The 21,639-nt window shown below is 50.8% G+C and carries 20 protein-coding genes and 5 tRNA genes; 18 read left to right on the top strand and 7 right to left on the bottom strand.

Going from position 1 to position 21,639, the window contains the following annotated elements; genetic code table 11:
• Positions 1-90 precede the first annotated feature (90 nt).
• The 15 genes from pncC to luxS all read left to right on the top strand — a co-directional run bounded on the left by pncC (position 91) and on the right by luxS (position 10,890).
• Positions 91-588, top strand: coding sequence for a nicotinamide-nucleotide amidase (gene pncC, locus ACI2I2_RS23435; RefSeq protein ID WP_404660132.1), 498 nt, complete (start codon positions 91-93; stop codon positions 586-588).
• A gap of 73 nt (positions 589-661) precedes the next feature.
• Entirely contained in the window at positions 662-1,720 is a 1,059-nt protein-coding gene (gene recA, locus ACI2I2_RS23430; RefSeq protein WP_404660124.1) for a recombinase RecA, read from the top strand.
• A gap of 195 nt (positions 1,721-1,915) precedes the next feature.
• Complete coding sequence (gene recX, locus ACI2I2_RS23425) at positions 1,916-2,416, top strand: recombination regulator RecX (RefSeq protein ID WP_404660123.1); 501 nt, start codon at positions 1,916-1,918, stop codon at positions 2,414-2,416.
• A gap of 133 nt (positions 2,417-2,549) precedes the next feature.
• Positions 2,550-5,177, top strand: coding sequence for an alanine--tRNA ligase (gene alaS / locus ACI2I2_RS23420; RefSeq protein ID WP_404660122.1), 2,628 nt, complete (start codon positions 2,550-2,552; stop codon positions 5,175-5,177).
• 239 nt (positions 5,178-5,416) lie between these two features.
• A complete protein-coding gene (gene csrA / locus ACI2I2_RS23415; protein ID WP_000906486.1) occupies positions 5,417-5,602 on the top strand; it encodes a carbon storage regulator CsrA in 186 nt (61 codons plus the stop codon).
• A 327-nt stretch (positions 5,603-5,929) separates the two neighbouring features.
• Positions 5,930-6,022: transfer RNA gene (locus ACI2I2_RS23410), tRNA-Ser, on the top strand.
• A 4-nt stretch (positions 6,023-6,026) separates the two neighbouring features.
• Positions 6,027-6,103 (top strand) — tRNA-Arg (locus ACI2I2_RS23405).
• Between the two features lie 194 nt (positions 6,104-6,297).
• A tRNA-Arg gene (locus ACI2I2_RS23400) sits at positions 6,298-6,374 on the top strand.
• 46 nt (positions 6,375-6,420) lie between these two features.
• Positions 6,421-6,497 (top strand) — tRNA-Arg (locus ACI2I2_RS23395).
• A gap of 203 nt (positions 6,498-6,700) precedes the next feature.
• Positions 6,701-6,777, top strand: a tRNA-Arg gene (locus tag ACI2I2_RS23390).
• Positions 6,778-7,108: 331 nt separating this feature from the next.
• Entirely contained in the window at positions 7,109-7,423 is a 315-nt protein-coding gene (locus tag ACI2I2_RS23385) for a BON domain-containing protein (RefSeq protein ID WP_404660121.1), read from the top strand.
• A 119-nt stretch (positions 7,424-7,542) separates the two neighbouring features.
• Complete coding sequence (gene yqaB, locus ACI2I2_RS23380) at positions 7,543-8,109, top strand: fructose-1-phosphate/6-phosphogluconate phosphatase (RefSeq protein ID WP_404660131.1); 567 nt, start codon at positions 7,543-7,545, stop codon at positions 8,107-8,109.
• Positions 8,106-8,534 (top strand): YqaA family protein, encoded by a 429-nt coding sequence (locus tag ACI2I2_RS23375; protein WP_404660120.1) that lies wholly within the window; start codon positions 8,106-8,108, stop codon positions 8,532-8,534. Before yqaB ends, ACI2I2_RS23375 begins: the two co-directional genes overlap by 4 nt.
• A 78-nt stretch (positions 8,535-8,612) precedes the next feature.
• A complete protein-coding gene (gene gshA / locus ACI2I2_RS23370) occupies positions 8,613-10,169 on the top strand; it encodes a glutamate--cysteine ligase (protein WP_404660119.1) in 1,557 nt (518 codons plus the stop codon).
• Positions 10,170-10,374: 205 nt separating this feature from the next.
• On the top strand, positions 10,375-10,890 hold the full coding sequence (luxS, locus tag ACI2I2_RS23365; RefSeq protein WP_330983885.1) for an S-ribosylhomocysteine lyase: 516 nt from the start codon (positions 10,375-10,377) through the stop codon (positions 10,888-10,890).
• Between the two features lie 204 nt (positions 10,891-11,094).
• On the opposite strand, the gene ACI2I2_RS23360 is transcribed toward luxS, so the two are convergent.
• The 3 genes from ACI2I2_RS23360 to ACI2I2_RS23350 all read right to left on the bottom strand — a co-directional run bounded on the left by ACI2I2_RS23360 (position 11,095) and on the right by ACI2I2_RS23350 (position 13,585).
• Complete coding sequence (locus ACI2I2_RS23360) at positions 11,095-11,760, bottom strand: MarC family NAAT transporter (RefSeq protein WP_404660118.1); 666 nt, start codon at positions 11,758-11,760, stop codon at positions 11,095-11,097.
• Between the two features lie 136 nt (positions 11,761-11,896).
• Positions 11,897-12,871, bottom strand: coding sequence for a hypothetical protein (locus ACI2I2_RS23355; RefSeq protein ID WP_404660117.1), 975 nt, complete (start codon positions 12,869-12,871; stop codon positions 11,897-11,899).
• Positions 12,872-12,961: 90 nt separating this feature from the next.
• Positions 12,962-13,585: a helix-turn-helix domain-containing protein gene (locus ACI2I2_RS23350; protein ID WP_404660116.1), complete on the bottom strand. Its 624-nt coding sequence runs from the start codon at positions 13,583-13,585 to the stop codon at positions 12,962-12,964.
• Between the two features lie 540 nt (positions 13,586-14,125).
• On the opposite strand from ACI2I2_RS23350, the gene ACI2I2_RS23345 reads away from it, so the two are divergent.
• The 3 genes from ACI2I2_RS23345 (at position 14,126) to ACI2I2_RS23335 (ending at position 16,091) form a co-directional block, all read left to right on the top strand.
• Complete coding sequence (locus ACI2I2_RS23345) at positions 14,126-14,662, top strand: RNA-guided endonuclease InsQ/TnpB family protein (protein WP_404660115.1); 537 nt, start codon at positions 14,126-14,128, stop codon at positions 14,660-14,662.
• Positions 14,652-15,143 carry a hypothetical protein gene (locus ACI2I2_RS23340; protein ID WP_404660114.1) on the top strand — a complete coding sequence of 164 codons (492 nt, stop codon included), beginning with the start codon at positions 14,652-14,654 and terminating at the stop codon, positions 15,141-15,143. The genes ACI2I2_RS23345 and ACI2I2_RS23340 overlap by 11 nt, the downstream gene beginning before the upstream one ends.
• A 93-nt stretch (positions 15,144-15,236) precedes the next feature.
• Positions 15,237-16,091: a helix-turn-helix domain-containing protein gene (locus ACI2I2_RS23335; RefSeq protein WP_404660113.1), complete on the top strand. Its 855-nt coding sequence runs from the start codon at positions 15,237-15,239 to the stop codon at positions 16,089-16,091.
• 402 nt (positions 16,092-16,493) lie between these two features.
• Here the strand turns inward: ACI2I2_RS23335 and emrB are convergent, their stop codons facing one another.
• The 4 genes from emrB to ACI2I2_RS23315 form a co-directional block, all read right to left on the bottom strand.
• Entirely contained in the window at positions 16,494-18,041 is a 1,548-nt protein-coding gene (emrB, locus tag ACI2I2_RS23330) for a multidrug efflux MFS transporter permease subunit EmrB (protein ID WP_404660112.1), read from the bottom strand.
• Positions 18,042-18,056: 15 nt separating this feature from the next.
• Complete coding sequence (gene emrA, locus ACI2I2_RS23325) at positions 18,057-19,229, bottom strand: multidrug efflux MFS transporter periplasmic adaptor subunit EmrA (RefSeq protein WP_404660111.1); 1,173 nt, start codon at positions 19,227-19,229, stop codon at positions 18,057-18,059.
• 127 nt (positions 19,230-19,356) lie between these two features.
• Positions 19,357-19,887 carry a transcriptional repressor MprA gene (gene mprA, locus ACI2I2_RS23320; protein ID WP_097164711.1) on the bottom strand — a complete coding sequence of 177 codons (531 nt, stop codon included), beginning with the start codon at positions 19,885-19,887 and terminating at the stop codon, positions 19,357-19,359.
• Between the two features lie 279 nt (positions 19,888-20,166).
• Positions 20,167-21,345: an MFS transporter gene (locus ACI2I2_RS23315; RefSeq protein WP_404660110.1), complete on the bottom strand. Its 1,179-nt coding sequence runs from the start codon at positions 21,343-21,345 to the stop codon at positions 20,167-20,169.
• Positions 21,346-21,639 lie beyond the last annotated feature (294 nt).

Genomic DNA, 21,639 nt, shown 5'->3' with positions numbered 1-21,639 from the left:
GAACCCACCTCGTAAAACCATCACCTCGTCCCCCTTTTGATGTTGAAAGTGCTACTCTGTGACCCTCTTTTTCAGGCTTTGAGGATGACGATGAACGATCGTGAATTGATGACCCTGAGCGAACAGGTCGGGCTGGCGCTGAAGGCGCAGGGCGCAACTGTCACTACCGCAGAGTCTTGCACCGGTGGCTGGATAGCCAAAGTCCTCACCGACATCTCAGGCAGTTCTGCCTGGTTTGAACGTAGCTTTGTGACCTACAGCAACGAAGCGAAATCGCAGATGATTGGCGTGCGTGAAGAGACATTGCTCAACCACGGCGCAGTCAGCGAACCGGTGGTGGTGGAGATGGCGATTGGTGCTTTACGGGCCGCTCGCGCAACGTATGCGCTGTCTGTCAGCGGCATTGCGGGCCCGGATGGCGGCAGCGAAGAAAAGCCCGTCGGTACCGTCTGGTTTGGCCTGGCCTGTGCAAATGGACAAGGCTTTACCCGGCAAGCATGCTTCGCAGGAGACCGTGAAGCCGTGCGGCGTCAGGCTACGACTTATGCCTTACAACTGCTGTGGCAACAATTTCTACAAAACACTTGATACTGTATGACCATACAGTATAATTGCGACAACAAAACAGAATTTACGCGGTAACACCCGGACAGGAGTAATAATGGCTATCGACGAAAACAAACAGAAAGCGTTGGCGGCAGCACTGGGCCAGATCGAAAAACAATTCGGTAAAGGCTCCATCATGCGCCTGGGTGAAGACCGTTCCATGGATGTGGAAACCATCTCCACCGGTTCGCTCTCTCTGGATATCGCATTGGGTGCCGGCGGCCTGCCGATGGGTCGTATTGTTGAGATTTATGGGCCGGAATCTTCCGGTAAAACCACGCTGACGCTGCAAGTGGTTGCGGCGGCACAGCGCGAAGGGAAAACCTGTGCGTTTATCGATGCGGAACACGCACTGGATCCAGTCTATGCACGCAAACTGGGCGTTGATATCGATAACCTGCTGTGTTCCCAGCCGGACACCGGCGAACAAGCCCTGGAAATTTGTGACGCGCTGGCACGTTCTGGTGCGGTTGACGTCATCATCGTCGATTCCGTGGCGGCGCTGACGCCGAAAGCGGAAATCGAAGGTGAAATCGGTGACTCTCACATGGGCCTCGCGGCACGTATGATGAGCCAGGCCATGCGTAAGCTGGCCGGTAACCTGAAGCAGTCTAATACCCTGCTTATCTTCATCAACCAGATCCGTATGAAAATTGGGGTGATGTTCGGTAACCCGGAAACCACCACTGGCGGTAACGCACTGAAATTCTACGCATCTGTTCGTCTGGACATCCGTCGTATCGGCGCGGTGAAAGAGGGCGACAACGTTGTCGGTAGCGAAACCCGCGTGAAGGTCGTGAAAAACAAAATTGCTGCGCCGTTCAAACAGGCTGAATTCCAGATCCTCTACGGAGAAGGCATTAACTTCCTGGGCGAGTTGGTTGACCTTGGCGTGAAAGAGAAGCTGATCGAGAAAGCGGGCGCCTGGTACAGCTACAAAGGTGACAAAATTGGTCAGGGTAAAGCGAATGCTATCTCCTGGCTGAAAGAGAACCCGGCGGCAGCGAAAGAGATCGAGAAGCAAGTTCGTGAACTGTTGCTGAGCAATCAGGATGACAAACCTGCTTTCGTCCCTGACCAGGGCGACGTTGAAGAAACCCACGAAGATTTCTGATTACCCTCAATGCTAAAGCGGATTCCAGCGTAGGGCAAAAGGTGTCTTTCAGTAAAAAATAAGGAAAATCAATTCATTGATTTTCGGCTGATAGCCACAAAGAAGGAAAAACCACGCTTTTTCCTTCTTTGTCTGGATGTGAGGGCTGCTGATGCGGCCCTTTTGTCATTTTACGACGCAGGAAAAAGGCGAGATATGTCTGAAAATTCACCTCGACGCTCGGCGTATTCACGATTGCTGGACAGAGCGATTCGCATTCTGGCCATGCGAGATCATAGCGAGAAAGAACTGCGGCGAAAACTTGTCGCACCTGTGCTGACCAAAAACGGTCCGGAACCGATTGATGCTCCACCGGAAGATGTCGATAAAGTGGTAGCCTGGTGTCTGGAAAGCAACTATCTCGACGATGCCCGTTTTACCCGCCAGTTTATTGCCAGCCGAAGCCGCAAAGGGTACGGCCCGGCGCGTATTCGTCAGGAATTGAACCAGAAAGGCATTAGCCGAAGCGATATCGATCAGGCGATGTTTGATTGCGAAATTGACTGGTTGCAGCTTGCTCGCGAACAGGCCCAGCGCAAATACGGCGAACCTCTGCCAACCGCCTTTGCTGAAAAAGTGAAAGTTCAGCGCTTTTTGCTCACCCGCGGCTATCTGATGGAGGATATACAGGGAATTTGGCGAAATTTTGCGGACTAAAGCACTCGGTATTTTACTTCCCTCCAAAGAAAACTTATCTTATTCCCACTTTATTTCTGCAAGGTTGCCTGATTGTGTAAAAACTGTTCAGATGCCGCCTGCTTCAATCCGTTAGCGTGATTCCAGGATAATTATGAGCAAGAGCACCGCTGAGATCCGTCAGGCGTTTCTCGACTTTTTCCATAGTAAGGGACATCAGGTAGTTGCCAGCAGCTCCCTGGTACCCAACAACGATCCAACTCTGCTGTTTACCAACGCCGGGATGAACCAGTTCAAGGACGTGTTCCTTGGTCTCGACAAACGTAATTATTCCCGCGCGACAACCTCGCAGCGCTGTGTGCGTGCCGGTGGTAAGCACAACGATCTGGAAAACGTCGGTTACACCGCACGTCACCATACTTTCTTCGAAATGCTGGGTAACTTCAGCTTTGGCGATTACTTCAAACACGATGCGATTCAATACGCGTGGGAACTGCTGACCGGTGAGAACTGGTTTGCTCTGCCTAAAGAGCGCCTGTGGGTCACCGTGTATGAAACCGATGACGAAGCTTTCGAAATCTGGGCCAACGAAGTGGGCGTACCTCGCGAGCGTATTATCCGCATCGGCGACAACAAAGGTGCGGCGTACGCTTCTGACAACTTCTGGCAGATGGGTGATACCGGTCCTTGCGGTCCTTGCACTGAAATCTTCTTCGATCACGGTGACCATATCTGGGGTGGCCCTCCAGGAAGCCCGGAAGAAGACGGTGATCGCTACATCGAAATCTGGAACATCGTGTTCATGCAGTTTAACCGTCAGGCTGACGGCACCATGGAACCGCTGCCGAAGCCGTCTGTGGACACCGGCATGGGTCTGGAGCGTATCGCTGCCGTCCTGCAACACGTGAACTCCAACTATGAAATCGATCTGTTCCGCACCCTGATTCAGGCTGTGGCGAAAGAGACCGGTGCTACCGATCTCAGCAACAAATCGCTGCGCGTTATCGCTGACCACATTCGTTCTTGCGCATTCCTGATTGCTGACGGCGTTATTCCTTCCAACGAAAACCGTGGCTACGTGCTGCGTCGCATCATCCGTCGAGCCATTCGCCACGGAAATATGCTGGGCGCGAAAGAGAGCTTCTTCTGGAAACTGGTTGGCCCATTGGTTGAGGTCATGGGGTCTGCCGGTGAAGAGCTGAAGCGTCAGCAGGCGCAGGTTGAGCAGGTTCTGAAAACTGAAGAAGAACAGTTTGCCCGCACGCTTGAGCGTGGTCTGGCGCTGCTGGACGAAGAACTGGCGAAGCTGAAAGGCGACACGCTGGATGGCGAAACGGCTTTCCGCCTGTATGACACCTACGGTTTCCCGGTTGACCTGACGGCAGACGTTTGCCGTGAGCGTAACCTCAAAGTTGATGAAGCTGGCTTTGAAGCCGCCATGGAAGAACAGCGCCGTCGTGCGCGTGAATCCAGCGGTTTTGGCGCAGACTACAACGCGATGATCCGCGTTGACAGCGCCTCTGAATTTAAAGGCTATGACCATCTGGAACTGAACGGCAAAGTCACTGCGCTGTTTGTCGATGGTAAAGCGGTAGACAGCATTTCTGCGGGTCAGGATGCGGTTGTTGTTCTGGACCAGACACCGTTCTACGCAGAATCGGGTGGTCAGGTTGGCGATAAAGGTGAATTGAAAGGCGCGGGCTTTGCTTTTGCTGTTCAGGACACCCAGAAATACGGCCAGGCCATCGGTCATCTCGGCAAGCTGAGCAGCGGTTCCCTGAAAGTGGGTGACGCTGTGCAGGCAGACGTTGATGAAGCACGCCGTGCCCGTATTCTGCTGAACCACTCTGCCACGCACCTGATGCATGCAGCACTTCGCCAGGTTCTGGGTACGCATGTGGCGCAGAAAGGCTCTCTGGTGAATGACAAAGCGCTGCGCTTTGACTTCTCCCATTTCGAAGCCATGAAGCCGGAAGAACTCCGTGCAGTGGAAGATCTGGTCAACGCCCAGATTCGCCGCAACCTGCCGATTGAAACCAACGTCATGGAACTCGAAGACGCGAAAGCGAAAGGCGCGATGGCACTGTTCGGCGAGAAATACGACGAGCGTGTACGTGTGCTGAGCATGGGCGATTTCTCCACTGAGCTGTGCGGCGGTACTCACGCCTCTCGCACTGGTGATATCGGCCTGTTCCGCATCACGTCTGAATCAGGTACAGCGGCAGGTGTTCGCCGTATCGAGGCGGTGACCGGTGAAGGTGCAATCGCCAGCCTGCATGCGCAGAGCGATGTGCTGAGTGATGTGGCGCAACTGCTGAAAGGCGACAGTCACAACCTGAGCGACAAAGTGCGTTCTGTGATGGAGCGTACTCGTCAGCTGGAAAAAGAGCTTCAGCAGCTGAAAGAGCAAGCTGCCGCGCAGGAGAGTGCAAACCTCTCCAGCAAAGCGGAAGAGATCAATGGCGTGAAACTGCTGGTCAGTGAACTGGCGGGTGTTGAGCCGAAGATGCTGCGTACTATGGTTGACGATCTGAAGAACCAGTTAGGTTCCACGATTGTGGTACTGGCCACAGTAGCAGACGATAAGGTTTCTCTGATTGCGGGCGTATCTAAGGATGTCACAGATCGCGTGAAAGCAGGGGAACTGGTTGGTATGGTCGCCCAGCAGGTGGGCGGTAAAGGGGGCGGTCGTCCTGATATGGCGCAAGCCGGCGGTACGGATGCAGCGGCTCTCCCGGCCGCACTGGCCAGCGTGAAAGGCTGGGTCAGCGCAAAACTGTAATAACTATAAACGCGGCAGACGCCAAAATCCTTGGGTTCTGGCGTCTTGCAATAGCAAGACTGACAACGATAAAGTCAGGTTGAAATTGTGTAAATCGGCTAAACTTACGTTTAACAGAATGTAATGCCGTGACTGCTTACACGTTTACGTGTTTGTCATCGCTTACTTTTTGGCGTTATATGATGGATAATGCCGGGATACAAGAGACCCGACTCTTTTAATCTTTCAAGGAGCAAAGAATGCTGATTCTGACTCGTCGAGTTGGTGAGACCCTCATGATTGGAGATGAGGTCACCGTGACAGTTTTAGGGGTGAAGGGCAACCAGGTACGCATCGGCGTAAACGCCCCTAAAGAAGTCTCTGTCCATCGTGAAGAGATCTACCAGCGTATCCAGGCTGAAAAATCCCAGCAGTCCAGTTACTAAGTTTTCCGCGTCTCACCTCCCCGGTGAGACGCACTCTCTCTTCCCCCCCTCTGTTTTTCCCGTTTTCTCTAACTCTCTTTGTTTTTCCCCAACTCTTTATGTTAGTTCCTCGCTGGCTAATGCCTGATGATTTCGAGTATTGCAGCAGATTTGTTTGTTGATAAATCGCTCTTTTTGCCGTTTTTGCAGGCTAATTGGGTGTGAAGTGTGCAAACGGTAAAAGCTCAGGAAAAATTGTTTGACTTATAAGTCCCAGAAAGTAATATGTGCGCCACGCAGCGACGAGAAGCTCTTACGAGTAACTCGAAGCACTCGAAAGAGGCGTGTGGTGAGGTGGCCGAGAGGCTGAAGGCGCTCCCCTGCTAAGGGAGTATGCGGTCAAAAGCTGCATCCGGGGTTCGAATCCCCGCCTCACCGCCATTTTGCATCCGTAGCTCAGCTGGATAGAGTACTCGGCTACGAACCGAGCGGTCGGAGGTTCGAATCCTCCCGGATGCACCATCTTCTCCTCAACTATCAGCGATGATAGTGCTTCAGAGAAATTCGATTTCTCAGCAAGCACGAGGGAGGATAACGTTGCTTCAGCAACGGCCCTTAGGGCGAGCCTTCGGCGAGTAATCCTCCCGGATGCACTATATTTTTTGGTTGTTGTTATTAGATGGCAATCAAATCCGCAGTAAAGCAGTAATCCTGATGCATCCGTAGCTCAGCTGGATAGAGTACTCGGCTACGAACCGAGCGGTCGGAGGTTCGAATCCTCCCGGATGCACCATTCTTACGCAATACGCGATATCAGTAGTACCTCAGCAATTCCCGATGCATCCGTAGCTCAGCTGGATAGAGTACTCGGCTACGAACCGAGCGGTCGGAGGTTCGAATCCTCCCGGATGCACCATATTCTCCCCAACTATCAGCGATGATAGCGCTTCAGAGAAATTCGATTTCTCAGCAAGCACCAGGGAGGATAACGTTGCTTCAGCAACGGCCCTTTAGGGCGAGCCTTCGGCGAGTCATCCTCCCGGATGCACCATATTCTCCCCAACTATCAGCGATGATAGCGCTTCAGAGAAAATCAGCAGTACCTCAGCAATTCCCGATGCATCCGTAGCTCAGCTGGATAGAGTACTCGGCTACGAACCGAGCGGTCGGAGGTTCGAATCCTCCCGGATGCACCATATTCTCCCAAACTATCCGCAATGATAATGCCCCAGAGAAATTCATTTTCTCAGCGAGCACGAGAGAGGATAACGTTGCTTCAGCAACGGCCCTTTAGGGCGAGCCTCCGGCGAGTCATCCTCCCGGATGCACCATATTCTCCCCAACTATCAACGATGATAACTCTTCTGAGAAGTTCGATTTCTCAGCAAACATCAGGGAGACATAGCACTTTCTAAGAATCTCCCCCAGAAAACTCCTTAACCCCTTGTTCAGTATTGGCATCTTTCCCTGTCCAGGCTAATTTATATCTGTATTCAATCTGTTTTCAGGTAGCAAGGAGAGAAATCCATGAAATGGTTCAAAGCTGTCTCTGCGTTCTGTGCAGCGGGCATTTTCGCCGTATCCCTGGCGGGCTGTGCGGGATCGTCAACCAAAGAGAGCACTGGCGGCTATATCGATGACACGGTGATCACCACTAAGGTGAAATCCGCGCTGTTCAGCGATAAAGACGTCAAATCCAATGAAATCAGCGTTGTGACCTTTAAAGGCCGCGTACAATTGAGCGGGTTCGTGTCTTCCCAGGCGATTGCCAATCGTGCCGTCGAGCTGACGCGTAACGTCACAGGCGTGCGTGTGGTCGAAAACGACATGCAGGTTAAGTAACGCCAACCACTTTAACTCAGAGGCACCTTCGCGGTGCCTCTGTTGTTTTCGGCTGGCGGCGACAAGCGACCCCTTTTTACGTTAAAGTAACGTTCTGTTATCCAGTGAGTGAGAGCATGATGTACGAGCGCTATGCAGGCCTGATTTTCGACATGGATGGCACCATCCTCGATACAGAACCGACGCATCGTAAGGCCTGGCACGAGGTGCTTGGTCGTTACGGTATGCACTTTGATGAAGCGGCAATGGTCGCTCTCAACGGTTCTCCAACCTGGCGTATTGCCGAGTCAGTTATCGCTCTCAATCAGGCAACGCTCGATCCCCACCAGTTGGCCCGTGAGAAAACAGACGCTGTGAAAGCGATGCTGCTGGACACTGTGCGCCCGCTGCCACTGATTGATGTGGTGAAAGCGTGGCACGGCCGTCGACCCATGGCGGTGGGCACAGGCAGCGAAAGCGCCATTGCTGAAGCCCTGCTAAGCCATTTAGGGCTGCGGCAATACTTTACGGCAGTCGTTGCCGCTGATCATGTTAAGCATCACAAGCCCGCTCCCGATACTTTTCTGCTTTGTGCCGAATTAATGGGCGTAGCGCCTGAACAGTGCGTGGTCTTTGAAGATGCCGACTTTGGCCTTGAAGCCGCCCGTCTTGCGGGAATGGATGCTGTGGACGTGCGTTTGCTGTGAGTGACACGCTGTCGCTATTCTCCTTGTTTGCCAGTAGTTTTCTCAGTGCCACGTTACTGCCCGGTAACTCTGAAGTGGTGCTGGTCGGCATGCTGATAGCCAAAGTCAGTCATCCCTGGCTTCTTGTTTTAATAGCAACAATGGGTAATAGCCTTGGAGGGGTAACTAACGTTATTCTTGGGCGTTTATTTCCGCTGCGTGATAATTCACGCTGGCGGGAAAAAGCAGTGGGCTGGCTAAGACGTTACGGGGCCGCCACACTGTTACTAAGCTGGATGCCTGTCATCGGCGATTTACTGTGTCTGCTGGCGGGATGGATGCGCATCTCGTGGGGACCGGTGCTTTTTTTCTTGTGCCTTGGCAAGGCGCTGCGCTATGTGGTCATTGCCGCAGCAACGCTGCAAGGTATGACGTGGTGGCACTAATTGGACTGATTGTGACCTTTAATCGTCAACCATTACAATTATGCTTAATAAAATGATTTCGACAGGCGGGAGGTCAATTTGATCCCGGACGTATCACAGGCGCTGGCCTGGCTGGAAAAGCATCCTCAGGCTGTGCGAGGAATTCAACGTGGGCTTGAGCGCGAAACACTGCGCGTCAATGCTGACGGTTCACTGGCAACAACCGGCCATCAGGATGCTCTTGGCTCGGCGCTGACCCATAAATGGATTACCACCGATTTTGCTGAAGCCTTACTGGAATTTATCACGCCTGTAGACGGTGATATCGACCATATGCTGACGCTGATGCGCGACGTGCATCGTTACACGGCTCGTCATATCGGCGAAGAACGCATGTGGCCGCTCAGCATGCCGTGCTACATCGCACCCGGTCAGGAAATCGAACTGGCGCAATATGGCACGTCAAACGTAGGGCGTCTGAAGACGCTGTACCGTGAAGGGCTGAAAAACCGCTACGGCGCGCTGATGCAGACGATTTCCGGCGTGCATTATAACTTCTCGTTGCCGATGGCCTTCTGGCAAGCGAAGTGTGGCGTTAACGGCACGGAAGACGGCAAAGAGGCCATCTCTGACGGGTATTTCCGCCTGATTCGCAATTACTACCGTTTTGGTTGGGTGATCCCGTACCTGTTCGGTGCTTCTCCGGCAATTTGTTCGTCGTTCCTGCAAGGTAAACCGACAACGCTACCGTTTGAGAAAACCGAATGTGGCATGTACTACCTGCCGTACGCGACCTCTTTGCGTCTGAGCGACCTGGGTTATACCAATAAGTCGCAAAGCAATCTCGGCATTACGTTTAACGATCTGCATGGCTATGTGGCAGGATTGAAGCGGGCGATCAAAACGCCGTCGGAAGAGTACGCCAAAATCGGCGTCGAGAAAGACGGCAAGTTCCTGCAAATCAACAGCAACATTCTGCAGATTGAGAACGAGCTGTACGCGCCGATTCGTCCAAAACGTGTGACCCGCAGCGGTGAAACGCCTTCTGATGCGTTGCTGCGTGGCGGTATCGAATACATCGAAGTGCGCTCGTTAGACATCAACCCGTTCTCGCCGATTGGGGTGGACGAGCAGCAGGTACGCTTCCTTGACCTGTTTATGGTCTGGTGTGTGCTGGCGGATGCGCCAGAGATGAGCAGCGATGAACTGCTGTGTACCCGCACCAACTGGAATCGTGTGATTCTGGAAGGCCGCAAGCCTGGGCTGACGCTGGGCATTGGTTGCGAAACCGCGCAGTTCCCGCTGGCGAAAGTGGGCAAAGATTTGTTTGCCGACCTGAAACGCGTCGCCCAGACCCTGGACAGCATCGAAGGCGGAAATGCCTATCAACAGGTGTGTGATGAGCTGGTCGCAAGCTTTGACAATCCGGAATTAACTTTCTCAGCTCGCATTTTGCGTTCTATGCTTGAAAGTGGCATTGGCGGGACAGGTAAAGCATTGGGCGAACAGTACCGTACAATGCTGCGCGAAGAGCCGTTAGAGATTTTGCACGAAGCGGATTTCGAAGCGGAACGTGAAGCGTCAATCGCGCGTCAGCGTCAGATTGAAGAGGCGGACACCGAGCCGTTTGCTGCGGTGGTTGCGCGTCACGCCTGACAGAAAAGAAAAAGGCCACATCATTGTGGCCAAACTTTCATCTCTGAAGAACAGGGATGATGATAACAAATGCGCGTCTTTCATATACTCAGACTCGCCCGGGAACAAAGAGTTCAGTTTATTTATAAAAAAATCACACTCTTCAGTCATTTTTTCTCTCAGCCCTGATGGCACAAGGGAAAACGAAGAGTTCGGAGGAGACAAAATGCCGTTATTAGATAGCTTCACTGTCGACCATACCCGAATGGAAGCCCCTGCGGTCCGCGTCGCAAAAACCATGCACACGCCGCACGGCGATGAGATCACCGTCTTTGATCTGCGCTTTTGCGTACCGAACAAAGAAGTGATGCCAGAGAAGGGCATTCACACGCTTGAACATCTGTTCGCGGGCTTTATGCGCGATCACCTGAACGGGAATGGCGTCGAGATCATCGATATTTCCCCAATGGGTTGCCGGACTGGTTTCTACATGAGTTTGATTGGTACGCCGGATGAAACCCGCGTAGCTGACGCGTGGAAGGCGGCGATGGCGGATGTTCTGAAGGTCAAAGAGCAGAACCAGATCCCGGAACTGAACGTCTATCAGTGCGGCACTTACACCATGCACTCACTGCAGGAAGCACAGGATATCGCCCGTAGCATTATCGACCGTGGCGTGCGAGTGAACAGCAATGATGAGCTGGCGCTGCCGAAAGAGAAGCTGCAGGAACTGCACATCTAGTTCCCTGGACGGTACCGGATGGCAAACGTCAGTTCATCACGAACTCATGCCGATCCCGTGACTGATGCAAAAAGGGTTCATGTTCATCATGAACCCTTTTCAATGGGATTTTCACCCGCCGCCGACATGATTAACTCTTCAGAGTGCGTTCGCTGCTCTGTCATTTAGCGCCAAATCAAACCTCAGAATGCTGAAAACACCAGGTCAACCCAGACCTGTTTTGATGATTTCCAGCACACCGTTGATGATGAATTGCACACCCATACAAATCAGCAAGAAACCCATTAAGCGAGAAATAGCCTCAATGCCGCTTCTGCCGACTAACCGCATAACCGCCCCCGAGCAGTGCAGGCTACCCCAGAGAATGAGGCTCACCAGCAAGAAAATAAGCGGGGGCGCGGCAAGAATAACCCAGGGTGAAAAATCAACACCGTGCTGGATGGTTGATGCGGCGCTGATAATCATCGCGATAGTCCCCGGCCCCGCAGTGCCAGGCATGGCCAGTGGAACAAACGCAGTATTGGTTTCCGGGCTTTCGCTAAGGTCTTTTGCCTTTATTTTTGATTCTGGCGATTCGTGAGCTTTATCTTTTGGGAACAGCATGTGAAAGCCAATCAGCCCGACAATCAAGCCCCCAGCGATCCTCAGGCCTGGAATAGAAATCCCGAACGTATTCATCACTACCTGGCCCGCATAGTAAGCAACGAGCATGATAATAAAGACATTCCGGGATGTCCTTCGAGACGTGCTTGCGCGCTCACTGTCGGTCATATCCCCTGACAGGCCGAGGAAAAGCGCAACCGTAGTGAGCGGGTTTGTCAGTGGAAGTAACATCACCAGCCCAAATCCGATTGCCTGCAAAAGTTCCACTTTCTTTCCTCCTTGTCGATGTCTACATCATTAATGAACACGGAATTTCTTTCTGATTTTTCAGCGAGCAGGCCGCGTTTATGCCTGTCACCAGGCCTGCTGCATAACGCCTGCCGAACTTATGCCAGCCAAAAAATTAAATGAATGGGCTTGGTAATACAGGAATGAACATGAATTTCATGTTCCAGCGGGTTCCCGTATCATCTGGAGAGACGATGGAATATTGTAATTCCACAGCAAAACTCACGGGCAACTTGCCCATTTTAATGACGTTTGAATATCCCAACCCGATAGGAAGCGTTAATCTGTCACCCTGATCTTTTTTCCAGTCAATGGTAATGTCGGGGCTCATACCGACCAGTTCAGTTCCACTTAAACGGTAATTGATAAAGTACTGAATATCCGTATGGCTGGTATCTTTACGGTTGCTTTTATTATCCGCTGACCACCAGTGCTGGGCGAGAACCCCGACATTGGTGCCGCCAGGATGGGGCGCTAATTTTGCGACGAGCAGTGCTGGGCCAACCTGATAGCGACCCTGTCCCTGAAAATCATTCTCCGCAGTATCGAATATTTGTGTCGCCCCCACTCCCCAAACAAACCCATCTTCTTTATTAGGCCCGAGCAATGTCAAAAGGCCTGTGTCCCCCATACCGCTTGCCCTGCCATGTGCAACAACGGAGCCATTACTTTTGGTGGAGACATGCCCTAAATCCGGCGTGTTGTAATATTGCAGAACAGGCCTGACGATAAAATTCCAGTCGCTTTGACCAAACTTCAAGGGGAATGACATCACCGGCTGGAAAGTGGTGCGGGATACCGTGCCGCTGAATTTATCACCCCGAATCTGGGTATTGTCATATTGTGTCCATAACATCCAGGCGGCACCCACTGGATTGGCGGTCATTTTCGCAATCTTTTCCATTTCTGCTGGTGTTAAGTTATCGGTATCGGCAGCATAGCTGATGTTTGCTATACAAGCGGCGCCAGCAACAAGGCAGGGTATTATTTTTTTGGTTAACATAAGGACGATCTCTGGTGTGTAAAAAAGCGCATTTAAATGATTCTTAATAAGTATGATATTTATCTTGCTTATAGCGTCGGCTATCATCGCACCACTCATTTATGGGCTGAAAATGACAATAGCGTTCCATGTCAGGGAGGTTGATGTTCACCCTGAATACGATGATCATTAAATGATTTATATTTTATCAGGAAGGGGTTTTATGATTCTCACCAGTCGAGCATTTTCCATCTCGATGTATTTATTTTTCTTTAAGGTCGCAATGATTTTGAAAACGTAGCTATTCGAAAGATATGTGCGTTTTAAAATATAACTCGCAAGGCCCTGTGTCACGTGCGTTTCATGGTGATAAAGTTCAATCAGCTCTTTCACAACATGATAGCCATTCCCACCGTGCCTTGTTTCATAAACAAAAGCCAATTTTTCAAAGATTGTATGAATTAATGAAAGAAAGACCATGGCATGATGGGGGCGGTGAGTTGATTTATTATCAAAAATACGCTCCGTTGGCAGTACAGCAATCACCGCGTCGCTTTCGATACGATAATAAAATGGGTGTTTTTTGGTTGTTTTATTGTGTTCCATGATGGGCATGCCATAAAACGCATTATCGATGAATTTACCATTTCCTTTATAGTAAACACAAACTGACCCTTCCAGAACAAAACCGACGTCTGAGTTATTTAGAACTAATGATTCACCTTTACTGTATCTGCGCTGAACTGCATGTGATTTAACAAAGTCGATTAGCGCATTAAATCCGTCCATATCGTCGAAGGTAACGTTGGTAGCTATTGTCATTTTCATATCCGAAAATATTAACGTTTTGGTAAGGGTGGTCTAATTAAGTAATTTATTTGCTATCTTAGCTTAAAGTTACGGCTAAGTTTTACGTAAAGAAACCTGTAAGTAAAACAAAAATTTGAAAAGTATATCTTATAGTGGATATCTCACCATGCTTAAGTAAATCGGATTTTTAATAAATCTTAATGGAGTGAGTTGTTCAATCAGACAACCCGTGAGGTGATGTCAATTTGCAATTTGGATGGCACAAATCGCAAAGCATGAAATAACAAATTTATATGTGCGTATCATGTGGTGGCGTTACAAGTCAAACTTAACAAATAGTTAAAAATAATCGTACCTGCTCTTGATATCCCTCTCACAGGAAGGAATTATTAAACCCGTTATTTGCTGCTTTATAGGCCCAGATCGGGCCGAATCTACGCTCCTGGACATAATTAACTCTGTGGTTGAAGGGAGAATTTATGCATTGTGAATGCATGAAAGATCGGGAAAAAAATTCAATTACCCAGGATTGGGTTGCTTGTGAGAGGGCGTATGTTGTATTCTCAAAAAATTCGTATTTACCCTACAACACTACAGCAAAATCTTATTGAGAAAACGTTTGGATGCTGTCGCTGGGTGTATAATGAGGCATTGTCTTATTGCCAGGATTCTTATTCAAGAAACTCTGCGCACCCCTCCCGGTTCCAGCTAATCAATCGTTTGCCGAAGCTAAAGCCTGACAACCCGTGGTTATATGAGGTTGATAGCCAGGCCCTTCAGTTTGCCTGTCGTTGTGTTGATATGGCATTTAAGCATTTTTTTAAGAGTCTTAAAGAGGGGGGTAAACCGGGTTTTCCGCGATTTAAATCAAAATTTTCCAGTCATGCGAGTTATACGACAACCGCAGCTGGCTGCATTAAGTATGCCAACAACAAAATCAGGTTGCCGAAGGTTGGGTGGCTTAAGTCTCGTGGCGGAAAAACTTGTCCTCCAGTCATAAAATCAGCCACGGTATCCAGAACGCCAACGAAAAAATATTATGTGTCGATCTTGTTTGAAAGCGACAGGCGAGAAAGAAATGAAAAATAAAGAAAACGTTCAACTTGATATTAAAATCCAAACGCATGTTGGGAAAGATAACTTTGTTTTGTTTGTTGATGGAAAGGGCATTCATGCCCCGAGCACCATCGGCAAACTGAATGCGGGAATAATCGCACTAAAATCGCAATTGGCGAGAAAAAAACGCAGAAGCTACAGACGCCAAAAGCTCAAGTCTGTACTTGCCAGAAAATATGAGAAGCAGCATTTCATCAGACAAAATTTCATTCACACGTTGACGAGTAAACTCTCTGGCAAGAAAGAAAATATTATTTTGCTGGAGTTGCAAGGTGAGCTTAATGCAAGTGCTCATCGGGCATCTGGAGAGCACAGTCGTGCCTCTTCATTGCATTCACCTCAACGGAAAAAAATAACATCTGTACCGCAACCAGGGTACGGAGAATTTGTCCGTCAATTGAAATACAAATCTCTTTGGAAAGGAAAAGAACTCATCATTATTGATAATCGTTAAGAACCTCAGAATATTCCAACTTCAGTAAAGCATGCGCGAAGGGGATAACTTTTGCGACCCTGTTAACTGGAAACCTAAACGGCGGTAAGAATCGTGAAACATTCATTCTCAGAGAAAATCGTATCTGAAATATTGGCCTGGATTGAAGGTAATTTAAACAGCAATTTGAGCATTGCCGATGTGGCAGATAAAGCAGGGTATAGCTCATGGCACCTTCAACGTGTTTTTAAATTTCATACTGGCTTGTCACTGGGGCGTTATATGCGTTTGAGGCGCATCAGCGAAACAATGAAAGCATTAAAGTTCACGTCAAAGTCCATCAGTGATATCGCCGATGAATTCCAGTTTGAATGCATCTCAAGTTATACACGTTGCTTTAAAGAGGTCTCTGGGATGTCCCCCTCTCAGTACCGGAATGGTGAATTGATGCTTGTCAGGAGCTTTTTACTGCCTGTTCAGATTATGTCACTTTCAAAAATCGATGAACCCAAAATAATTAAGAACGAAGTGAAAGTGATAAACGGGATGCATGTATCATACAATAGTGGGATGGATATCACTGCAGATAAATATCATCAGTTCTCTCTCGATTGTATTGATAAATACCAGGAGAGATTTGTCAAAGCACCACGAATCAGTGCTGTCTGTGTAGACCGTGATGAAAACAAAGAAGCTATTGTTATCCACAAATTGCTGGGGCATGAGGTTTCAGAAGGTACAAACGACACGCCAATTTTTTTATCCAGCGGAGTCTATGCTCAATTTCGCTACAAAGGGCCAAAGGAATATTATTTTCTATTTTTTCAAAGAGCGCTGAATTACGTATTGTACAAAATGAACGTGCATGTCAGTGCCACCTACATTATTGAACAAATAGTTTCAGTTCTGGTGAGAAAAAACCAGATCAAATCTGTTGAAGTGCTTATCGATATTCCACTGGAAGTGTGAATGTTATGAGCAACTCAAAAAAAGCCGCCCCCAGGGGCGGCAAAAAAATGAATACTCAGCAGGATTGTTTACTTGGCCCTGCAATGCAATCGTGTTACAGGACAAATTGAATGTACTCCAGAATCAGAATGATCTGAATGTTGAGTAACTAAAGTAATTTTTGTATTCGTCTATTTATAAACTTTACAAACCCTTAGCAAATTAAATCACGCGACTGCGGCTGGCATTACCACGGACTGGCGAGTTAAGTACGCGGTATGAGAAAGTGAAAAGGTGGGGATTTCCGGGAAGAAGAGAGCGACGCTATTCAGTGTATTCGAGCGATAAGCTAAAAATATCCTGAGGAAAAGCTGCTGGTCACTTTAAGTGACCAGCATAAGTTCATCACGAACTGGCTTTTGGTCAGTGAGCACCACCGCCGCCACCGCCCGCACCAAATGGCGGTCTGGCGAGCCAGATGAGGCCCAGCAAAACGATAAAGATCCCCGCTGAAATCCAGAAAATTTCATTAGCCGAAATGATTAAGCCCTGGGCGGTGATCTCCTGCGCGATATAGCCGGATGCCTGCTGCTGCGTCATCCCCAGCCCTTGCAACTGATCATACATTTGCTGGGCGTTCGGGTTATACGGCGTCACTGCTTCCGTTAATTGTGCGTGGTGCATCGCTTCGCGGTTGGTCCACATGGTCGTGGTAAACGACGTCCCGATTGAGCCTGCCAGCGTACGGGTAAAGTTCGACAGGCTCGATGCCGCCGCAAGCCGCTCCGGAGGCAATCCTGACAGCGTGATAGTCGTCAGTGGCATAAAGAAGCAGGCCACGGCGAAGCCCTGAATAAACTGCGGCCACGCGGATGCGCCAAAGTCCATGCCCGGTTCGAACGTATACGCACGCCAGTAGAAACACACGGCATACATGATAAAGCTGAAGGTGACCAGCCGTCGCATGTCGAGCTTATGGGCAAAGCGCCCGATAATCGGCGACAGCAGAACCGGAATAACCCCCACCGGTGCAGACGCAAGTCCGGCCCAGGTAGCGGTGTAACCGTACACCTCCTGCAACAGCTGCGGCAGCAGAACGATCGCGCCGAAGTAGAGCATGTACGCGAGGCTGATACTGAGCGTGCCGATGGTAAAGTTTCGCGACTTAAAGAGCGATAAATCGACTATCGGGTTATCGTCGGTGAGTTCCCAGACAATCAAGAAACTTATCGCCACCACGGCGGCAATCGCCAGCACCACCACTTCTGTTGAGTTAAACCAGTCGAGCTCTTTCCCGCGGTCGAGCATCACCTGCAAGCTGCCGATACCAATCACTAAGAGCGCGAGACCCACACCGTCGATGCGCCTTTGTTCGGTGCGAGTTTCACGCCCGCGCAGGCTTTGCAGCGTCAGCAGAACCACCACCGCACCAATCGGCACGTTGATAAAGAAGATCCAGCCCCAGTGATAGTTATCGCTGATATAGCCGCCGAGGATCGGGCCGCAAATCGGCGCCACGATAACCGTCATTGACCATAACGCCAGCGCGACAGAACGCTTGGCAGGTGGATAGTTGCTCAGCAGCAAACTTTGCGACAGTGGGATCAGCGGCCCGGCGACCACACCCTGAATCACGCGGAAGAAAATCAGCATGGTCAGGCTGTTGGACACGCCACAGGCCCAGGACGCAATCACAAACGCGATTGTCGACCACAGGAACAGTTTTACTTCACCTACGCGCTTTGCCAGCCAGCCGGTGATCGGGATCGAGATGGCGTTCGCCACCCCGAAAGAGGTGATGACCCAGGTCCCCTGGCTCAGCGATGAGCCAAGGTTACCGGCAATGGTCGGGATCGCCACGTTGGCGATCGTCGAATCCAGCACCTGCATAAACGTCGCCAGAGAGAGGGCAATGGTCATGATGACCAGTTGCGCACCTTCCAGAGGTTTTTGCGGTTGTTGCTGTTGCATTACGCTCACCCCTGATCAGTTGGCGTTAGCCTGGACGATGCCATCAATCAGTTTATTCACCGGGTCGAGACTGATTTCACGAGCATTACTTTCGTATGCCGGGCTGCTACGCACCTGGCTTGCCAGTATCTCGCCACCGCGATCGGCGGTGTCCACTTTCACCAGCGTAGAGAGGCCGATGCGCAGTGGGTGTTGTGCCAGTTGCTTCTCATCCAGCTCAATACGTACAGGCAGACGCTGAACCACTTTGATCCAGTTACCGGTGGCGTTTTGTGCCGGAAGCAGGGAGAAGGCGCTGCCAGTCCCCATATCGAGGCCCACAATCTTACCGGTGTACTTCACATCATCACCGTAGATATCGCTGACAATGGTTGCAGTCTGACCGATGCGCATATGCGCCAGCTGAGTTTCTTTGAAGTTCGCATCCACCCACAGATTGGTGGCCGGAACCACCGCCATCAGCGGCGTGGTTGGGCTAATTTGCGCGCCAGGCTGAACGGCACGACGAGAGACATAACCGGTCATTGGGCTGACGATTTTGGTACGTTGCAAGGCAAGCCAGGCATTACGCACTTCCGTCGCGGCCTGTTGAACAGCCGGTTGATTTTCAAGCTGAGTGCCCAGCACCATCGCCTGGTTGGCGTTGTATTGCTGAATAGCGACGTTCAGTTCTGCCTGCGCACTGGCTACCGCATCGCGCGCGTGTTGCAGCTCTTCACGGCCAATCAAATTGGCGCTGCCAAGCGGAATGCGGCGATTAAGGTCAGTCTGCGCTTGTGACAGAGCGGTCTTTTTAACGTCAATGCTCGCCTGAAGCTGCTTGCTGTTGATCATTAACTGACGGGTCTGACGAACGCTGGAAGCTAAGCCCGTTTTCGCCTTCTCGAATGCCTGCTGGGCATCGGTCTGGTCGAGCGTGACCAGCACGTCGCCTTTTTGCACGTAGTCGGTGTTATCAGCCCAGACTTTCGTCACGCTGCCAGACACCTGTGCCATGATTTGAACCTGGTTCCCTGCCACGTATGCGTCATCGGTTTCTTCATAATGACGCAGTACTAAAAACCAATAGATCCCATATGCCACTGCAATAACAATAAAGAGCAAGGTCAGAAGCAGAAGGGCACCCTTACGTTTGCCTTTCTTGCTGGCCGGTTGCTGCGGGGTTTGAGTCTCCGCATTCGCGCTCATGTTGTTCTCCACGATCTTATTATTTCACATCGGCTGAGCCGACCTGTTTGTCAGAAAGGCCAGCAGTTTTACGCTGCTGGCCTGTCAGTTTTCTTTTATTAATCAGGATGGTGAGCGAGTCACACGCTTAACGAAGTGCGTCGAGCACCACGCCGTCTTCGTCCATCTGATCCAGACGAGTCAGGAGCTTGCGGGTGATTTGCTCAAGGCTTTCTTTTTCGGTCACGCTTAAAGAGGACCAGAGCTGGTGCAGGCAGTTGTGCTGCGGCGGTAACACTTCGCGCAGGAACTGATGACCTTTCTCGGTGAGTTGCAAATGCAGGCAGCGGCGGTCGTTGTCGCTTTCGCGGCGTTCAATCCAGCCACGTTTTTCCAGTTCATCGGCAATACGGGTCGCGTTAGTACGGGAAGATCCCAGCGCACAGCTCAGCTCAGAAGGCTGAATGCTATGGTTTTCCTGAGACTCCAGCGTGATTAACGCCATAAATAACGTCTCGTTAATCCCTTGAGCTTTCAGCATTTTATTGCGGTTTTCCAGCAACTTACCTTGCATGTGCATGCACAGGCGAGTCAGAAGGATTTCCTGATAAGGGAAATCTTCATGGCGGCTGGCGCGAAATTTTAGCATTTGTTCAATGGGCGTAAACGAACTATCCATTTGGGCATAACCTCATTAATTTCAGCCGATATAGTAACGACAGTGACAAATAAAGTAAATGAATTAATGCACCGAAAGTATGGGGCGGAGCAATTTATTCATAAAAAGTATTGTCTGACGGCGAACGACCGCGCCGTCAGCGTCCCAGGAGGTTTCATCGTGAAAGTGTAATAATTACCCGAGAAACAGTTACCGGGTTGATCAGGTTGATAACCTTAACAGACAAAGGGGTGCCTTAACACCCCAATGCAGGAATAACGCCATGAATGTGAAGCCTTTTCAGGCAATCGCGTCCTGTCGATGAAATCCTCGCCACCATACCAGTAAATTCAGCGCCGCCATTACCGCCCCGGCTGCACACACCCCCGTCCAGCCGTAGTGCTGCCAGGCGTAAGCCGAAATCAGGGAACCTGCCGCACCGCCAATGAAGTAGCTGGTCATGTAACCGGCGGTCAGGCGATTTCGTGCGTCTGGCTGCACGCGATAAATGACGGTTTGGTTGGTGATGTGCACACCTTGCACGGTCAGGTCGAGGACCAGAATCCCCACAATCAGTGCCAGCACCGAGGCATGGCCGAACCAAATGGCCACCCATGAGAGCAACAGAAGGACCAGACCGGTGGTGGTGGTCAAATGCGATTTGCCCTTGTCCACGAAACCGCCAGCCGGGCGAGCGCCCAGCGCACCTGCTGCGCCTGCCAGCCCAAACAGCCCGATAACGCCTTCAGAGAAATGGAAAGGGGCACCGGCCAGCAGGAAGGCCATTGAAGTCCAGAGGATGCTGAAGTTTGCGAAGGTCAGGCAACCGAGTAATGCGCGGGTTCGCAGCAGTTTGTCATGGATAAACAGGCTGAAGACCGAACGCAGAAGTTGCGGATAATTAAGGTGTGTTTCTTGTTTAACCTGAGGGAGACCGCGCCAGAGGGCAATCGCCATCAGCACCATCAAGCCTGAAGCGAGCCAATAAACGGTGCGCCAACCGCCCAGGCTCGCAAGCAATCCGGCAACGGTTCGCGCCAAAAGAATGCCGAGCAGCAAGCCGCTCATGATGGTCCCGACCACTTTCCCACGCTTTTCCGGGCTGGCGAGCGTTGCCGCCAGCGGCACCAAAATCTGCGCAACAACAGAGAAAAGCCCGGTTAAGGCGGTGCCGAGGATCATCATCGACAGCGACTGGCTGGAAGCGGTGATCAACATGCCACCCGCCGCGAGCAGCGTCATGGTCACAATCAGTGCGCGTCGCTCGAACATATCGCCGAGCGGCACCAGAAACAGCAGACCTGCCGCATAGCCAAGCTGGGCCGCTGTGACGATAAATCCAGCCTGTCCTGCAGTCAGAGAAAAAGCACGAGCAATGGTGTCGAGCAGTGGTTGAGCGTAGTAGTTACTGGCGACGGCAAGGCCGGTTGCTACAGACATAAGCGCAATCAGCGCGGGGCTAAGCGAGTGTTTAGTCATCAGTGAATCGTTATCTGAGTGATTATTTTGCTGGTGAGCAATGATAACGAGTTTGCGGAGGTTTAGGGAAATGTTGGGTGTCGGATAGTGCGGTTAAGATTTGAGTCGTCTGATCCCCTCTCCCCCAGCCCCTCTCCCAAAAGGAGAGGGGAGTAAGGCCAATTCCCTCTCCCATAGTGCAAGGGGAACTAGATATATTCCCTCTCCCCGCGGGCTGAGGGATCCCCAGTAATATGGTCATTCGCCTGTGACCATATTACTGTACTCTTTCCCTAATAATTTCAGTGCATTAAC

The organism is Scandinavium sp. NPDC088450 (assembly GCF_044900545.1).
GTDB lineage: Bacteria > Pseudomonadota > Gammaproteobacteria > Enterobacterales > Enterobacteriaceae > Scandinavium.
The sequence above is the reverse complement of the archived record's forward strand: the minus strand, read 5'-3'. Positions and strand labels throughout refer to the sequence as shown.

What these genes read in the sequence shown, in the direction of transcription:
- pncC (WP_404660132.1), top strand. Translation starts at nt 91, where the DNA reads ATGAACGATCGTGAATTGATGACCCTGAGCGAACAGGTCGGGCTGGCG.
- recA (WP_404660124.1), top strand. Translation starts at nt 662, where the DNA reads ATGGCTATCGACGAAAACAAACAGAAAGCGTTGGCGGCAGCACTGGGC.
- recX (WP_404660123.1), top strand. Translation starts at nt 1,916, where the DNA reads ATGTCTGAAAATTCACCTCGACGCTCGGCGTATTCACGATTGCTGGAC.
- alaS (WP_404660122.1), top strand. Translation starts at nt 2,550, where the DNA reads ATGAGCAAGAGCACCGCTGAGATCCGTCAGGCGTTTCTCGACTTTTTC.
- csrA (WP_000906486.1), top strand. Translation starts at nt 5,417, where the DNA reads ATGCTGATTCTGACTCGTCGAGTTGGTGAGACCCTCATGATTGGAGAT.
- ACI2I2_RS23385 (WP_404660121.1), top strand. Translation starts at nt 7,109, where the DNA reads ATGAAATGGTTCAAAGCTGTCTCTGCGTTCTGTGCAGCGGGCATTTTC.
- yqaB (WP_404660131.1), top strand. Translation starts at nt 7,543, where the DNA reads ATGTACGAGCGCTATGCAGGCCTGATTTTCGACATGGATGGCACCATC.
- luxS (WP_330983885.1), top strand. Translation starts at nt 10,375, where the DNA reads ATGCCGTTATTAGATAGCTTCACTGTCGACCATACCCGAATGGAAGCC.
- ACI2I2_RS23355 (WP_404660117.1), bottom strand. Translation starts at nt 12,871, where the DNA reads ATGATAGCCGACGCTATAAGCAAGATAAATATCATACTTATTAAGAAT.
- ACI2I2_RS23350 (WP_404660116.1), bottom strand. Translation starts at nt 13,585, where the DNA reads ATGACAATAGCTACCAACGTTACCTTCGACGATATGGACGGATTTAAT.
- ACI2I2_RS23345 (WP_404660115.1), top strand. Translation starts at nt 14,126, where the DNA reads ATGTTGTATTCTCAAAAAATTCGTATTTACCCTACAACACTACAGCAA.
- ACI2I2_RS23340 (WP_404660114.1), top strand. Translation starts at nt 14,652, where the DNA reads ATGAAAAATAAAGAAAACGTTCAACTTGATATTAAAATCCAAACGCAT.
- emrB (WP_404660112.1), bottom strand. Translation starts at nt 18,041, where the DNA reads ATGCAACAGCAACAACCGCAAAAACCTCTGGAAGGTGCGCAACTGGTC.
- emrA (WP_404660111.1), bottom strand. Translation starts at nt 19,229, where the DNA reads ATGAGCGCGAATGCGGAGACTCAAACCCCGCAGCAACCGGCCAGCAAG.
- mprA (WP_097164711.1), bottom strand. Translation starts at nt 19,887, where the DNA reads ATGGATAGTTCGTTTACGCCCATTGAACAAATGCTAAAATTTCGCGCC.
- ACI2I2_RS23315 (WP_404660110.1), bottom strand. Translation starts at nt 21,345, where the DNA reads ATGACTAAACACTCGCTTAGCCCCGCGCTGATTGCGCTTATGTCTGTA.